Consider the following 15,752-nt stretch of genomic DNA (forward strand, 5'->3'; position numbering starts at 1 on the left):
TCTTCGACTTGGTAATCGCTCAGTCCATACCACTGCTCAAGCAATAGCATTTTAAACAAAAGAAGCGGGCTATAAGCAGGCTTGCCTGATAAACGTAAACCTTTAGGATAATACATACGCAGTTCTTTTTCTACTAATGACCAGTTAATCAAATTATTTATTTGATCAAAAAACGTATGCTTGCATTTACGCCGACTAGCTGATATATCTGATAAACTTAACTGACCACTTACTTTTATTCACATAATAATATCATAAAATTTTTATTACAAAACCTAAACAATAAATACAAGTTAAGCTTTTAATAAAATTAACAATTACTTTCTTATCCTAAAATCTAAAAACCTATTGCAACGGTCTCGCAGTGTAGCTACTAGCTTTCTATCATGAAGCCACAAATAGCTTAACCCGAATTTTTTTTGAGCAGTTGCAAAGGAAATGGTTTCACCAAATGAATCATCTGTTTGTTTAAACATAAACCATGCTAAGAGGCAGATAAGAATAAAAAAAGTAATAGATTGCCATACATCTGTCAAGACAATCGCACGAATACCACCAAATATAGCATAGATAATAACCATTGAGGTGGTCAGTATGGTAATAGCTAATGGGCTAGCTGATGTGATACACATGCTTATACCCTGGGCCATAATATGAATTTGCATTGCAACCACAACAGTAGAATAACAAATGTTCAATAGAGCCGTAATGATTCTTGGATACTTCCCATACGCACGACCCATTGTCTCTGGCATGGAAATATGGTAGATAAAGTTAGACATACGCATGCCGAGCCAACTGAGTGTAAAAAAAGCAGCCATCACACCAAAAATCCTCCAACTTACCCAGAAAATCCCATCAGAAAATTGTACGATGTAACTCATTATCGTTCCCCCGCCATAATAAGTAGCTAATAAACTAGCCATTAAGCTAGCGGTAGAAAATTCCCTATTGCCTACAGCATAGGGTCGAAAAGAAGTAACCCTTGTTCCAATGGCGTAAAAAGAAATTAATAAAATAGATAATAAAAAAGCTATTATCATAAACAACGGAAGATCTAATACCATAACCAAATAGAACTAAAGTAAATATATTGATTGGAGAAATAAATTGCATAAATGCTTTTATAACAATATAAAATTACCCTCCCTGATTTTTACCACTATTTGAACCATTACAAACCCCAGTTTTACGCTTTTTAGTAGAGACCAAGCTTGTATCAACAGTGCATACTCTTTTTTTACAGGTAGATGGAGGAATGGTCAGTTTTAGCTCAAATTCTCGATCAAGTTGGGCATTTATATTACTTATGAATCTATTCCTATTTTTTGGTCCGTCCTTGAAAACGGTATTTAGCGTGCTAAAAAGACTCCTGCTCGTTTCAAATATTTGATCTTCATATTGATCTTCATATTGATAGTGAACCGATTTTTTACATGTTATACCTAAGACATCTGCACACAAATGCATTGACCTTTCTTTTTTGGAATATGGAGGTGTTACACCATGGCTTGATGTAGAGTCTCTCATAGGAATTTTGTGGGCTACAATAGAGCAAATATTATCTCCTTTTTTATTGGGTTCTAACGCATTGGCTCCATTTCTAAGAAGCACTCTTAGTGCATCATTCATCTTGCTTTTAATTGCTTGATGAGTAGGCGTATCACCCAAAGTATTTTTTATTGAAGGGTCAGCACCTTTAGATAATAACTATTTAATTATCTCGATCTGGGTTTCTATAGTCTCAGGTGAAAGTTGTATGTTATCTGGTAATTGGGACTTACTATACCCAGTTGCGTAATGTAGAGCCGTGACTTTATGCTTACCTTGTTGTGTATTAATATTACATTTTGAGGATGTTAATAGTAATTTTACTATGTCTAAATCATTGTTTTTAATAGCTATACACATCGGAGATTCATCATTGTTATTACAATTTGTCCAAACAGCACCTAAATCAATTAAACATTTTACTACTTCTTCACTCTGTAGTAATACTCCTTTATGTAGAATGGTACTACCATACTGATTTGGTGTATCCAGAAGTGCTTTTATTGTTTTTCTACCAGATGAACCATTTTCAAGCAAAGTGTTCATTATGCCTTTGAATATATCAAAGCTAGCATCGAATATATTTTGAATATTCTCTGTAGCTTTCTTCTTATCTCTAGGCCGATCAAGTCGTAAATCACCATATTGTAATAAATATTTGAACATGTTTTCGTTATCTTTATTACGAACATCGTGACAGTTTGCAAATGCCACATCCATTGAGCTCTTGTTGTCCCTATTTTCTGTACTTAAAATTTCTTTTAGTTTCAAATTAATTTTCTCATTTAATGACCCTGACTCTCGTTTAGTTTTACAATATTCCGTTATTAAGCATTCCACTGTTGCTAGATTACCTTCTACTACTGCTTTCTGGATAATTGTGTTGTCTCTATCGCCGTATTTTGTATAAAAAATGGTATTAAATTGTTCTAGAGTCAAGCAAGAGAAGAAATTAAATAGTATGTTTAACGTATCTACGTCTTTCTTATCGACTGCTTTTTCTAAAATAGATGCAGTATAAAGATCGTTTTGTTTTGGTGTATGATGGCTTTGATATGTATGATACATTATGCTTGCTAAGCTTTTGAATGCTTCAGAATTGGATGTTTCAATCTGCTGCAGTTTGTTTTGCACATTTATTAGATTCTTTCTCCATTTAAACATATGGTTAGGTGTAAAAGTGCTCGAGAATTTATCGTATACTATTGTTATGACTGTAATCTCATAAGCTAGTTCCCATAAATTTTCGGGTAATGTATCTAACATTATTTGGTTTAGCATATCATAATTCTGCTTATTGTCGCAGTAATTCTTATGATAGTAATCATTTAAAAATGGTAGATATCTATGATTTGCAAATAAATGTTGCTCAACAGGATTGTTAGCAGAACCAAACATACCAAACTTACTGGTATGTTTGCTACAAGCAGTAGTGCACAAATAGCCTATACAAATGGACACTATTGCACGATATTTTTTATAGTAGTACATAATCATTTTTTATGTAAGTATTTAATAATGATGCGTTATGCGCTGAAGATAAGCAAACCTAATCTTCTTACCACAAAATTTGTCAAATGTAATACGCTTATTTACCTCTCTTTTGACTGGGTAATCGCTTAGGCCATATCCGAGATAAAGCAAGACAACATCTTTTAATAAAAATGCATCCAACACCAAAATAATATTTGTTTAAAAAATAGGAGACCAAGCCTTTTTCTTTTGGTCCTATTACAAAAAGAAAGGACTTGCTTTCCTGTATGATTTTATACACCTGTTGCCTTCTATCAAGGCTTATGTCGATTCACTATTTTGAGCAACTTATCCTTATACTCCTCCTTGATGATTCCTTTTTGCTTTAAGCTATTGATTTCAGTAGTAATCAAGTTCCAATGCTCTGGATCTAAACTATGCTTTACATTGGACAAAACATATTGGAACATGTTTGCATTGTCTTCAGGTATATGAATCCGTCTTTGTGTATCAGATTTTGGCAAATAAGCACGTGCAAATACCGAGCGGCCTTCTGTATCTTTCTCAAAAAGTTTACCAATGAATATACTTTTGTCGCTACACAAACGCTCTATTTGATTCAAAACTGGTTGAAATGTATGTTTATGATTGCCCCGTACGGCCATATGTAGTGGTGTCCTTCCCTTGTTATCTTTTGCACATAAATCTTCTATCGTAGAAAATTTGCGCACCAGCGATGTTACTACATCGTCCAGATTATGTTCAATCGCCAAATGGAGCGCTGTCTCACCCTTTTTATTCTTGCCTTTTAAATCTTGATCAGAGAACTTAGTAATGAGTAAAAAAGCTATATCTTTAAGCTTTTGTTCAAGCGCTAAATGTAATGGGGAAGAACCTGAAGTTGCATCTTTGGTATGGATATCTATCTTAGGATGCTTTACTAAAATATTGGCTATTGCTTCCTTTTTATTCAAGAGCGCTTCCAAAAGTGAAGTGGAACCCATTTTGGCTTTATTGATATCAATATGATCGCTCTTAACTAGCCGGTTCAAGATGTCGATATAATTTTTTTCTATAGCTAGGCCAAGGGCTGTTTTTTTGCTCTTTTTATCATATGTGTTGGGAAAATCTTTATGCTTATATATAAAATGAGATGCAATATCTTCATCAATACGCTTGAGCAGAAGAACTACTTTTTGAAGTTCTTGGCTCTTTACGGCAGCGTATAGCATGTTATTGCCTACTTCATCTTGCTGGCTAATATCTTTTCTATTCTCTATTTCTTTAATAAATTGGTTGTCATTTATCTTTTTTACCATATGATTCATCGTTCCACCTCCTGACCGACAGCTTCTGCCTTGCAAGACAAACGATAGAGATAAAACCGCAATGGTTTTTCCAAGAAAACAACGCTGTTTGGTATTTAAATTAAGCCCTTCTATATGTTTTTTTGGTTGGTTATTCATAATATTATACGTTTTCTTTGTAAACTAAAACTGAATTTTAAAAACAAGTAATCTTTTGATAACCATTCGGCATCGCTTATAGCAAAGCTTTTACCTTTGCCTGAATGATCACTTGTTTTATTATAAGCAATCAAATGGTAAAAAACTAGATGCCATCTGGTATTTTACCATTTTAAAACAGAGCATTATGCTAAATTTGGTTTGTGGGGCCATCGCTTTAGACTACATTGCCTAATGTAAGGTTCTTCATATATTTAGATGGTATTATTTTATTGTTATGTCAAAACCAGTTGATTCAACGCCATTAATGCGGCAGTATTGGGCCATTAAAGAAAAGTATCCTGGGGCATTATTGCTCTTTCGGGTAGGTGATTTTTATGAGACCTTCTTGGAAGATGCGGTTAAAGCCAGTAAGGTGTTAGATATTGCGCTTACGAAGCGGTCTAATGGATCAGCTGCTAGTGTGGCCTTGGCAGGCTTCCCCCATCATGCTTTAGATCTTTATCTACCTAAATTGGTAAAAGCAGGCTATCGTGTAGCCATTTGTGATCAATTAGAAGATGCCAAACAGGCTAAGGGTATTGTACAAAGAGGTGTAACTGAACTGGTTACGCCTGGTCTTTCTTTTAGCGAATCCGTTTTAGATACAAGAGCCAATAATTACGTAGCATCCATTTTTTTTGACAAAATGTTGCTGGGTATGGCTTTTTTAGATCTTTCTACTGGAGAATTCTTTGTTACACAGGGTACGAGTGATTACATGCAAAAAATATTGCATCATTTGGGGCCATCTGAAATTGTTTTTAACAAAAAACAGGAGGCGTTATGGAATAATTTTACGCAAGATTTTTTTCATACGTATGGATTGGAAGATTGGATTTTTCAATTTGATTATGCCTATGGTTTGTTGAATGACCATTTCGGAACCCATTCTTTAAAAGGTTTTGGCATCTCAGATTATCCTGCAGGTATTGTAGCAGCCGGTGTTATTTTACATTATTTGTCAGAAACGGAACATAAAGCAATCAAACACATTCGTTCAATGGTCCGGCTAGAGGCCCATCAGTATCTTTGGTTGGATCCATTTACCGTTAGGGCTTTAGAGCTGATGGTGCCTCAGCAAGTAGGCGGAACGGCACTGATTGAAATATTAGATAGAACGGTTACCCCTATGGGGGCACGATTGCTTAAAAAATGGTTGTTGTTTCCGCTTAAGGAAGTGGTCGCGATTCAAGAGCGGCTCGATATAGTAGAATATCTCGTAAAAGATGCGCCATTAGCCACTTTATTAGTCAACCATTTGAAACAAATAGGTGACCTAGAGCGGCTAATTTCCAAAGTAGCAGTTGGAAGGGTGAATCCACGCGAGATGGTCGCCTTAAAAAGGGCATTGCAGCAAGTGCAATCGATACAAAAAGCGTTGCAAACCATTCCATTTCCTTTGCTACAAAAAATCAATGCGCAGCTTCATGGGTGTCATGCTTTGGTAGACCGTATCGACCAAACCCTACAAGAACAGCCTCCGCTACTTACCCATCAAGGCGGACTTATTCAACCAGGTGTCAACGATCAATTGGATCGTTTAAATGAAATTATGCGTACCGGTAAAGATTACCTGGTTGAACTGCAGAAGAAGGAAAGCCAGCGTACCAACATCCCTTCTTTAAAGGTTGCGTATAACCGTGTATTTGGCTATTACCTTGAAGTACCCAATGCCCATAAAAATAAAGTGCCAACAGATTGGATCCGCAAACAAACCTTAGCCCATGCAGAACGGTATAGCTCAGAAGCCCTAAAACAATATGAAGCCCAAATTCTACATGCAGGTGAAGAGGCGCAACTTCTAGCGCAACAACTGTATCAAGCGTTAGTAGTAGAAGCGGTAGAATATATTCCTCAAATTCAAGAAAATGCAAAATATATTGCACAATTGGATGGCTATCTTTCGTTTGCCAAACAGGCTTGTGCATACCATTATACCAAGCCTATGGTAGATGATGGAACCTTGCTCCATTTGCAAGGCAATCGACATCCTGTTATTGAACAACGTTTACCCATAGACAAAGCTTATACGCCTAATGATATTTATTTAGACCCTTCATCACAACAAATTATAGTGATTACAGGGCCTAATATGGCTGGTAAATCAGCTTTATTGCGTCAAGTTGCCTTAACGGTATTAATGGCACAAATGGGTTCTTTTGTACCAGCTGCTTCTGCGCAGATTGGTGTGGTAGATAAAATATTTACAAGGGTAGGTGCATCGGATAACTTGGCCCAAGGGGAGTCTACTTTTATGATGGAGATGACCGAAACCGCTAGTATTATGCACAATCTTAGTGAGCGTAGCTTGGTATTGATGGATGAAATAGGGCGTGGTACCAGTACCTACGATGGTATTTCTATTGCCTGGGCATTGGTAGAATATTTGCATCATCATCCACGTTGTAGCGCTAAAACGCTTTTTGCTACCCATTACCATGAACTGAATGAATTGGCAAAATCGCTTCCTAGGGTTAAAAACTTTAATGTAGCGGTCCAAGAAATAGAGCAAAAAATTTTATTTTTACATAAACTGGTACCAGGAGGTAGTCAGCATAGTTTTGGTATCCATGTAGCACAAATGGCTGGTATGCCCTCTATAATTTTGGAAAGGGCCAGGGAGGTATTGGCCCATCTATCGCAAGTAGGTGGCAAAATCCATGGACAAGTGGAAAATGTGCAGCAATACCAGCTAAAGATTTTTGCTCCAGATGAAACCTTAAGTGATTTGAAAGCTTTTTTAGATGGTATGGATATTGACTTACTTACTCCAGTAGAAGCCTTATTAAAGTTAAATCAAATCAAAAATATGGTTAAAAGATTTAATAATTAGCTATAAAAATCTGTAACGATTTTGAAACAAAAGAATCTTTAAGTAAATTCGATCTATTGCCTAGCTTATAAGCGAGAATAGCTCAGTTGGTAGAGCACGACCTTGCCAAGGTCGGGGTCGCGGGTTCGAGTCCCGTTTCTCGCTCATCATATCTGTTTAGCGCATCTATTAACTATATGTTATAGCTACAGTTACTGATAAAGTAGATGGCATGCTTATATGGCATCCTTATTTTTAATGTAGCCATTTCCATAGGTATGTAATCTTGCCAGGATGGTGAAATTGGTAGACACGCAAGACTTAAAATCTTGTGGCCTTTGGCCGTGCGGGTTCGAGTCCCGCTCTTGGTACCAATATTTTTTTCTTATTGTATCAATGCACTTTTGTTCTATTTCTTTCTTAGATGTTGTAGCATGTATTGGTTCTTTTACAGCTGTTGTATCTCTTCTTCCGCAAATTATACAGTCATACAAGACAAAATCTGTCGATGATGTTTCCATGCTGATGCTGTTGAATCTAACCGTTGCCTCGGTTAGCTGGACCCTGTATGGAGCACTCACCGCTGATAAGCCATTGCTACTTACCAATTTATTACTGACGGTTGGTTCATTGATACTGGTAGTGCTCAAACGAAAATACCGTTCTACCTAAGTTGGGTACCTACTGATTGGCGCAATCTGTCTTTCCTTAGGTAAAGTCTATGCGCACAAGCGGCTACCTATAGGTTGTAATCAGTTGGTTGTCTTTTAGCTTTTGGTTTTTGACCTTATAGCTCTATATATTGCTATGAAAATTGGTTTATTTTCAGATACCCACGGATGGATCGATCCTAAAATTTTTGATCACTTTGAAAAGTGCGATGAAGTATGGCATGCAGGCGATATTGGTGATGCCAAATTACTCACTGCATTTGATCAGTTTAACCATTTTAGAGCAGTGCATGGTAATATTGATGACCGCATAATCAGACAAAAATATCCAGTATTTCAATCATTTCAATGTGAACAACTGCATGTATGGCTTATACATATAACCGGTCATCCACCTTTGTATACGCCAGAAATACGCGCTAAATTAAGGCAAACACAACCTGATATTTTAGTAGGAGGCCATTCGCATATTTTGCGGGTGATGCACGATGTAAAACATCCTCCACTCCTCTATCTTAATCCTGGTGCCGCTGGGCGCCATGGTTCCCATTACATGCGTACCCTATTGCGTTTTGAAATAAATAATAAAAACATCAACCATATAGAAGTGATCGAATTGGGCAAAAGAGCTACATTAGTACATCACCATTAACCACTGATCAATTATGCAATTTATTGACACACATGCACATATATATGATCTTCAAAATGAATTGCCACTGGTTTTAGAAAGGGCACAAAAAAACTTTATTAAAAAAATTTATATGCCCAATATAGATACCACAACCATAGCAAGGATGATGGATGTAGCTGCATTGTATCCTTGTTTACCTATGATGGGCATCCATCCTTGTTATATCAGAAAAGATTTTGCCAAACCATTATACCTAGTAGAAGAATGGCTTGATAAAGGTGGCTTTATAGCAGTTGGTGAAATTGGTATAGATCTATACCATGATACTACTTTGTTCCAAGCACAACAGGAAGCATTTAGGATTCAACTTGCATTGGCCAAACGCCATCATCTTCCTGTCTCTATTCACTGTAGAAATGCTTTTAAGGAACTCATTCAACTACTCGAAACAGAACAAGATGGCAACTTAAAAGGGGTTATCCACTGCTTTACAGGTAGTCTACAAGAAGCAGAAAAATGTATAGCCCTAGGTTTTGCGCTGGGGATTGGCGGCATACTTACAATGGCCAAAAGTGGATTAGCGGCAACAGTGGCTGCTATAGATCTCAATCATTTGGTCTTAGAAACCGATAGCCCTTATTTAACACCAGCACCTCTTCGAGGGAAACCCAATGAGCCAAGCTACTTACCATACATAGCTGAAAAGCTTGCACTGGTCAAGCAGGTAACCTTAGCAGAAGTAGCATCGGTCACTACACACAATGCCGAAAAAATTTTTGAGCCAACTGAAATATTTCAATCCCACTAGTTGGTACTTATTATCTATATAAAGGTAAAAGATTTGATTTTATAGATGCTATAGATGCTATAAATAGTATTGATTTTAAGAAGATATTGATAATTGTAAAAAATAAATTCCACTAATATTTAGCCCAAATTAGTTATTTTATTATACGTTCTTTTTCTGGGTAATTTCAATGCTTTTAAAACATTTGCTTTAACCCCTAAAGAAAAATCATACTTACCCGATTCGCCTAGTGGATGCCATTTATAACTAAGTTGCCAGCAGTGTAAATCTCTTTGAATGGAAATGTCTGTAGCAGATGGATCAAGTTTACTTTTCGTAAAGTTATAGGTAGTCGATAACGTTACTTTCCACTTTTTAACCAAGGTAATACCGCCGTTAAAAGTTACATATTTTTCTGTATGGGTATTCTTGTTATGGTTCTGATTGGGATATAATCTTTCATACGCGCTTTCCGACTTATTCTTCTTATATTTGTACCATGGGTTTTTATAAATCCAATTAAACTCGCACCCAAGATTCCAAGGCGATTCGAAATCTATTTTTCTTGTTTCAAGCTTATCAGTCGACTGATTACGATCATTTAATAGTTCTTTGGGTTTCTTTTTCTGGTCACTAGAATGATGTGCAAAATCTATATTTACCTTGCATTGTGCTTCTTTCACTTTGCCAAGATACTGACCGTGGTTCCATGCAAATTGGCTTATTCTTTTTTCTTGGTTTTGAGTTGTGTCTGACGATTGAATAAATTGATAAGGGTCAAAATTTGTTCTTACATCAAAGCCAATTTTGCCTACTTTGCCCACTTCTATCTCGCTGGCAAGATGTATATCAATACCATCTATGAGATGGAATTCTTTTTCTGAAAAATCATATTTTGTTTTAAAATCTAAATTTTTTAATAAATATATCTTACGATTGGTTTCTTTTTTTTCTTCTTTTTCTTCTTTTTCTTCTGGAGATGTTCCGTTTTTTACTTTTAATTCAACTGTATTGTGTAGCTTAAATTTTAGAATAGAGGTAGCTCGATTGGCCAAACTTATGTAAGGCCGTAGTCCTTTAAAAGCATATTCTTTTTCTACTTCTCCTTTTTTCTTTTCTACTACTTGGCAATATTTTTCAGAGAAATCAGGTGTATAGGTAAAGTCAACACTAGGTTCTGTCTTTATACGAAAACCTTGAACCCATGTTGCGCTTTCAAAATAATGGGTATAGTATAGCGTAGTGCCTATTTCTGCACCAAAATCGCAAGTATAGATTCTATTAAATCCTGGTACCCGTATAGGTCCTTTTGTATCCTTATTCAGCCAATACCATACTTCATTATAGGTAAAATGGGGCTCTACATTGATACAATCAAATACTTTGCATGGCATCGTAAGCGGTATGGTATGTTTTATACCATTTTCTACATAATGATTCCATGGCCAGGTTTTAGGCACAGAGGGAGCTGATGCACTCGATGACCACAACGAACGGGTGGATTCTGCAGGCGATTGCTCGGCATTCTGAAAGTGGGTTTCAAAATTTATATTATGCTTTAACTGAATATTATGGAACCAATAATTGCTGCTTTTAGAACGATCTGTTCTAAATGGATACAAAGCATTGGTACTTAGACTACCTTCTGGCAAGGTCCAATGTTTGAAATTATACCGAAGGTCATTTTTATATTTTACTTGTAACGTTAATGCATAGGGGAAGCCTACCAATCTGTCTCGGTAAGATAGACTAAAACCAGACTCATTTTCCATTTTTTTTGGAATTTTTTTATCTTCATCATCTAGTGTTTTGGAAGATTTATTGTGCAGGTGCACATTTGTATTCAAACTTCTAGGGCCACGTATAAGCGTTTTATGTTCCCATTTTAAAGACCATCCCTTATCTGTTTCTGTTGTGTTTATTCCATAATGTACATCTCCACTACATAAATATCTTTTTTTATAACGGAGTGCATTTTTAAGTTCTACAATACCACTGGAATAAATGCTGCCTAAGAAAGAAATGTCTGCATAGTCGTTGAAGTTTATATAATATCCACCATTACGAATATAAAATCCATTATCATCTGATTCCCCTATGTCTGGTGGAATAATACCATGTGTACGTTTCCCTTCGAGAAATAGGGTGCCAAAAATAGATCCCAGTGGAGTGGGCACATGGTCAAAGTAAAAACGAAAAGGTCCAGTAGTGATTTGCTTATCTTGAACCATTTTAGCCTGTTTGGCACGTATATAAAAATGGGGATGCGCTAGTCCACAAGTTGTATAAACTATATCTTCAGCATAAAAAGTTGATTCATCTTCTTTTTTTATCTGTTTGCTTTTTATAATAGATGCTTCTTGTTTGGTAAGTAGTGTAGTTACCAAAGCCCTTTTGGTATCGATATTATAGCGCATTTTGTCCATAAAAAAGGTCCGTATTTGGGTAGCACCATCTTTCCCATATTTGTCTTTTTTTAGGTCATTATAGGTAAAAATAGGGTTTCCTGTTAATGTATTGTATGGATGATTGGTACCTTGTGCATAAATGGTGTTGTTATGTAAGTGTAAAGCGATTAAATTCGCTTTTAGTTTCATACGATCATAGCTAAGCGTACTGGGGCCCAGTAAAGAAAGTATACGCTTGTTGGCATCAAAAACAATTGAATCTTCTGCTTGATAATCCACAATACCCAAAGATTTATTTTTTTCTATGTGGGCACGAGATGGTATCAAAAGCCATGGATAGCTTTTATCCAAAAAAAACGGGTTGTGCCATTTTTTATAAATGGTGTATCGCTTGTTTTTATAAAACAAGTTATTCGGTACCATCCAGCTGCTATGGCCACTGTTGTAGGGATTACTAAAATAGCACCCACCATTAAAATATTCAGTTGCTTTTGATACAATAGATGAACCACTAATTATAAATGGTACCAAAGCAACTATACGTAGGAAATAAGACCTGGCCACACAAACAAATTTTACTTTTACCTTTTGGCATCAAAAGAAACAATCCCAAATATAAATCTATGTATTTGTTTTTCATATAGTAAGTGCCAACTATTCTATGTATGCAATACGTTTTGCTCTTGTAAACAGCTAGTGGTTGTGCACATAGGATCTCTGTGGCTATGCGGTATAAAAGCTAGGCACTTAGCGCTAAAAGAAAGCAGTAATCTTATCGTTTTTAACCTAAAAGAGCCCATATGATTACAAAAAGAAGCAATCTGATCAAGATAATGCAAGACAGCTTATCTCTCTGATTTGTAGAAGTTGTAACAGCCTTTGCAAATCACACATTATTTGCTTTAATAGATGAAAGAAAATATATTTGTTCTAAAATATGCATTAATCCATCTTAGCGTCAATGAAATCTAAAAAAATAGTCCTTTTTCTGGCAGTTGTTACTACCTTGCTCTCCCTTTATTATCTTTCTTTTACCTTTATAGACTACCGGGTGCAACAGCAAGCAGAAAAGCAAGCAATGGATGCGCAGGGAAGAGTAGACTTTGATAAAAGTCAGGCCTATTTGATGAAGATATGGAAAAAACCAGTTTGCAATCTATTGGGAACTGTCTACACCTACGAAGAAGTAAAAGAACGGTCCCTGAAGTTGGGTTTAGATCTCCAAGGGGGTATGCAGGTAACCATGGAAGTTATGCCAGTCGAACTTGTCAAAAGATTGGCTGCTTATCCTACAGATTCTCTTTTTTTAGAAGCACTCCAATTGGCACAGCACCAGCGAGAACAAGGTACAACAACCTCTTTTGGTAAACTCTTTGTAACTGCCTATAAAAGGCTCGCTCCAAATGGAAACCTAAAGGATATTTTTGCTACTACCCAAGTGGGTACTTATACTTTTTCTAGTGAAAATGAAATTGTAAAAGCAATTGATCAAGCTATTGGAAAGGCACTAGATCGCTCGCTTACAATTATAGGTGCTAGGTTAGATCGATTTGGCGCCACACAGACTACTATGCAAAAGTTACCGGGTAGTGAAAGAATTCAAATTGAATTACCAGGTGTTACCCATCCGGAACGGGTAAAAAAGTTACTAGAAGGTGTGGCACAATTGCGTTTCTGGACTGTAGCAGAAGCCGATGTATATGGTCCACAACTAGAAGCGGTCAATAATTTCTTGCTTGACAAAGAAAAAGCAACCATATCGGCAACCCTTCCCAAAGCGCTTACAGAGGAAGAAAAAACCCGGCGTCTGCCAAAAGCATCCATAATTAAAAAGATTTGCAAAGATACTTTCCCTTATAGGTTGGCATATGCTCCTGAAGAGATGGGCCAAATAGATGCCATACTATGCAGCAAAGCGGTTAAAGCTTTATTACCTAAAAACATTAGTTGGATGTGGGATAAAAAGGCAATAACCTTAGGCGATGGCACAAAAGCCGTTCTGCTTTATGCCATCCAATCATCCACTACAAATCAACCACTTTTAGAAGGAGATATTATTACTAATGCTACCCAATCGTTTGCTGAAAATGGCAAACCAGTTGTAATGATACAGATGAACCAGAAAGGTGCACGTGTTTGGAAACAGATTACTGCCAATCATATTGGCAAACGCATCGCTATAACCTTAGATGATCGGGTCTGGACTGCACCAGTAGTCAATCAAGAAATTCCAAATGGTGCTTCTCAGATAAGCGGTGATTTTACCTTAGAAGAAGCCAAAGATTTGGCCAGTGTATTGCAAACCGGTGCGTTACCAGTGCCACTTAGAGTGGTTGAAGAAGCCATTATGGGACCAAGCTTAAGTAAGGTAGCCCAAAATCAAGGACTGATGGCCACAGCTGTGGGTTTAGGGTTAGTACTGCTTTTTATGTTGATTTATTATGCAAAAGGAGGTATAATAGCCAATGTAGCCCTCTTATTGAATTTGCTTTTTATGGTGGCTATTTTGGCACAACTGGAGGCTACTTTAACCCTACCTGGGATTGCTGGTCTTGTCCTTACGATTGGTATGTCTATCGATGCCAACGTCTTGATATTTGAACGAATACGCGAAGAATTGGCACAAAAAGTGTCTATAAAAGAGGCTATTCAACGTGGATACACCAAATCATATGGCTCTATTATTGATGCCAATATCACCACCTTTCTTGCTGGTGCCATACTCTATTATCTGGGTCAAGGACCGGTTCGTGGCTTTGCCCTTATCTTAATGCTGGGTATCATCACTTCCATTTTTACTTCTATCTTTATTACAAGGTTGATTTTCTCCTTCTTTATCGATACCCATCCAACACCCCACTTGACCTTTTCTTATCCAACCCTACCTAGACTTTTTAAAAATGTGCAAATTGATTTTATTAAAAATCGTTACCGTTTTTACCTATGTTCCTTATTATTTATAGCCATTGGTGGTTGCTGCTTTTACCACTACAAGGGACTTACTTTGGGCGTAGATTTTGCAGGTGGTCGTTCCTATACGGTCCATTTTTGTAAACCCATCGATGCTTCTTTACTCAAGGAAGGATTGTCAAATAGATACAAAGAAAGTGTAGAAGTGCGTACCTATGGTGCCAATAATGTAATGCAGATTACTACTAGTTATTTGCGTGATGAAGATGTCGCTGCTTCTGATAAAAAAGTGCGCGATACATTGGTTGCTGTACTGAAAGACTTAACGCAATTAGAGGAAAATAATAATCTATCGACTGGTAATTATTTTCATATTACAAGCAGCACTAGGGTAGGGGCTACTGTGGCACATGATGTGCAAAAAAGTGCACAAAAAGCTATATTACTTGCTATATTGGGCATATTTTTTTACATTAAGTTTCGTTTTAGCAGAAGGGGATTTGGCTTAGCCGCTGTAGTAGCCCTTGTACATGACGCTTTAGCAGTTATAGCTGGTTTTTGTATAGCACGTGCTTTTGGCTTCAACTATGAAATCAATGAAGTATTCTTAGCAGCGATGTTGACCGTTATTGGCTATTCTATAAACGATACCGTGGTTATTTATGACCGGATAAGGGAAAAATTAGCCAATAAGGCTATGGATATAACTCCCCATATAATCAATGATGCGATTAGAGAAACACTGAGTAGAACAGTTATTACCTCTTTTACAACATTATTGGCTATTATTGTACTTTTTTTCTTTGGCGGTGCTGCCTTGCAAGGTTTCTCCTTTGCCTTAACACTAGGTGTATTATTTGGCACTTATTCTTCCATCTGCATTGCAGCCCCTCTTTTAGCAGATTTTGGCCGTAAGTTTTTTGCTACTAAACAAGTAACTAAACAGTAGCCCAAATATCCCAAAATGGATGGCGTAATCGCTTATAATAGCCACCATA

Annotated in this window: 11 protein-coding genes, 2 tRNA genes and 1 pseudogene; 8 read left to right on the forward strand and 6 right to left on the reverse strand. The window is 36.7% G+C overall.

Annotated features, from left to right (window positions below):
- The 4 genes and pseudogenes from ACRRVB_RS02245 to ACRRVB_RS02260 all read right to left on the reverse strand — a co-directional run.
- Window positions 1–186: pseudogene (locus tag ACRRVB_RS02245) on the reverse strand (transposase); the annotation flags it as partial.
- A 131-nt stretch (window positions 187–317) separates the two neighbouring features.
- Window positions 318–1,067, reverse strand: coding sequence for a sodium:solute symporter family transporter (locus ACRRVB_RS02250; protein ID WP_432466360.1), 750 nt, complete (start codon window positions 1,065–1,067; stop codon window positions 318–320).
- A gap of 73 nt (window positions 1,068–1,140) precedes the next feature.
- Window positions 1,141–1,632 carry a hypothetical protein gene (locus ACRRVB_RS02255; RefSeq protein ID WP_432466361.1) on the reverse strand — a complete coding sequence of 164 codons (492 nt, stop codon included), beginning with the start codon at window positions 1,630–1,632 and terminating at the stop codon, window positions 1,141–1,143.
- Between the two features lie 78 nt (window positions 1,633–1,710).
- Window positions 1,711–2,949, reverse strand: coding sequence for an ankyrin repeat domain-containing protein (locus ACRRVB_RS02260; RefSeq protein WP_432466362.1), 1,239 nt, complete (start codon window positions 2,947–2,949; stop codon window positions 1,711–1,713).
- 15 nt (window positions 2,950–2,964) lie between these two features.
- On the opposite strand from ACRRVB_RS02260, the gene ACRRVB_RS02265 reads away from it, so the two are divergent.
- Window positions 2,965–3,174, forward strand: a complete 210-nt coding sequence (locus tag ACRRVB_RS02265) for a hypothetical protein (RefSeq protein ID WP_432466363.1) — start codon at window positions 2,965–2,967, stop codon at window positions 3,172–3,174.
- Between the two features lie 164 nt (window positions 3,175–3,338).
- Here the strand turns inward: ACRRVB_RS02265 and ACRRVB_RS02270 are convergent, their stop codons facing one another.
- The gene (locus ACRRVB_RS02270; RefSeq protein ID WP_432466364.1) at window positions 3,339–4,490 is read right to left on the reverse strand and encodes an ankyrin repeat domain-containing protein; all 1,152 of its coding nucleotides are present in this window, start codon (window positions 4,488–4,490) and stop codon (window positions 3,339–3,341) included.
- 277 nt (window positions 4,491–4,767) lie between these two features.
- Here ACRRVB_RS02270 and mutS point away from each other — a divergent pair, with 277 nt between their 5' ends.
- The 6 genes from mutS (at window position 4,768) to ACRRVB_RS02300 (ending at window position 9,457) form a co-directional block, all read left to right on the forward strand.
- Window positions 4,768–7,365 (forward strand): DNA mismatch repair protein MutS, encoded by a 2,598-nt coding sequence (gene mutS / locus ACRRVB_RS02275; protein WP_432466365.1) that lies wholly within the window; start codon window positions 4,768–4,770, stop codon window positions 7,363–7,365.
- A gap of 71 nt (window positions 7,366–7,436) precedes the next feature.
- Window positions 7,437–7,509, forward strand: a tRNA-Gly gene (locus tag ACRRVB_RS02280).
- A gap of 123 nt (window positions 7,510–7,632) precedes the next feature.
- A tRNA-Leu gene (locus ACRRVB_RS02285) sits at window positions 7,633–7,718 on the forward strand.
- Between the two features lie 22 nt (window positions 7,719–7,740).
- Complete coding sequence (locus ACRRVB_RS02290; RefSeq protein ID WP_432466366.1) at window positions 7,741–8,016, forward strand: SemiSWEET family sugar transporter; 276 nt, start codon at window positions 7,741–7,743, stop codon at window positions 8,014–8,016.
- Window positions 8,017–8,151: 135 nt separating this feature from the next.
- On the forward strand, window positions 8,152–8,667 hold the full coding sequence (locus tag ACRRVB_RS02295) for a metallophosphoesterase family protein (RefSeq protein ID WP_432466367.1): 516 nt from the start codon (window positions 8,152–8,154) through the stop codon (window positions 8,665–8,667).
- A 13-nt stretch (window positions 8,668–8,680) separates the two neighbouring features.
- Window positions 8,681–9,457, forward strand: a complete 777-nt coding sequence (locus tag ACRRVB_RS02300; RefSeq protein WP_432466368.1) for a TatD family hydrolase — start codon at window positions 8,681–8,683, stop codon at window positions 9,455–9,457.
- Between the two features lie 119 nt (window positions 9,458–9,576).
- Here the strand turns inward: ACRRVB_RS02300 and ACRRVB_RS02305 are convergent, their stop codons facing one another.
- Window positions 9,577–12,375 carry a putative LPS assembly protein LptD gene (locus tag ACRRVB_RS02305; protein WP_432466369.1) on the reverse strand — a complete coding sequence of 933 codons (2,799 nt, stop codon included), beginning with the start codon at window positions 12,373–12,375 and terminating at the stop codon, window positions 9,577–9,579.
- Between the two features lie 430 nt (window positions 12,376–12,805).
- Between ACRRVB_RS02305 and secD the strand changes: the two genes are divergently transcribed.
- Window positions 12,806–15,703, forward strand: a complete 2,898-nt coding sequence (gene secD, locus ACRRVB_RS02310) for a protein translocase subunit SecD (RefSeq protein ID WP_432466371.1) — start codon at window positions 12,806–12,808, stop codon at window positions 15,701–15,703.
- Window positions 15,704–15,752: the final 49 nt, after the last annotated feature.

The organism is Candidatus Cardinium hertigii, assembly GCF_050864855.1.
GTDB classification, from domain to species: Bacteria; Bacteroidota; Bacteroidia; order Cytophagales; family Amoebophilaceae; genus Cardinium; species Cardinium hertigii_C.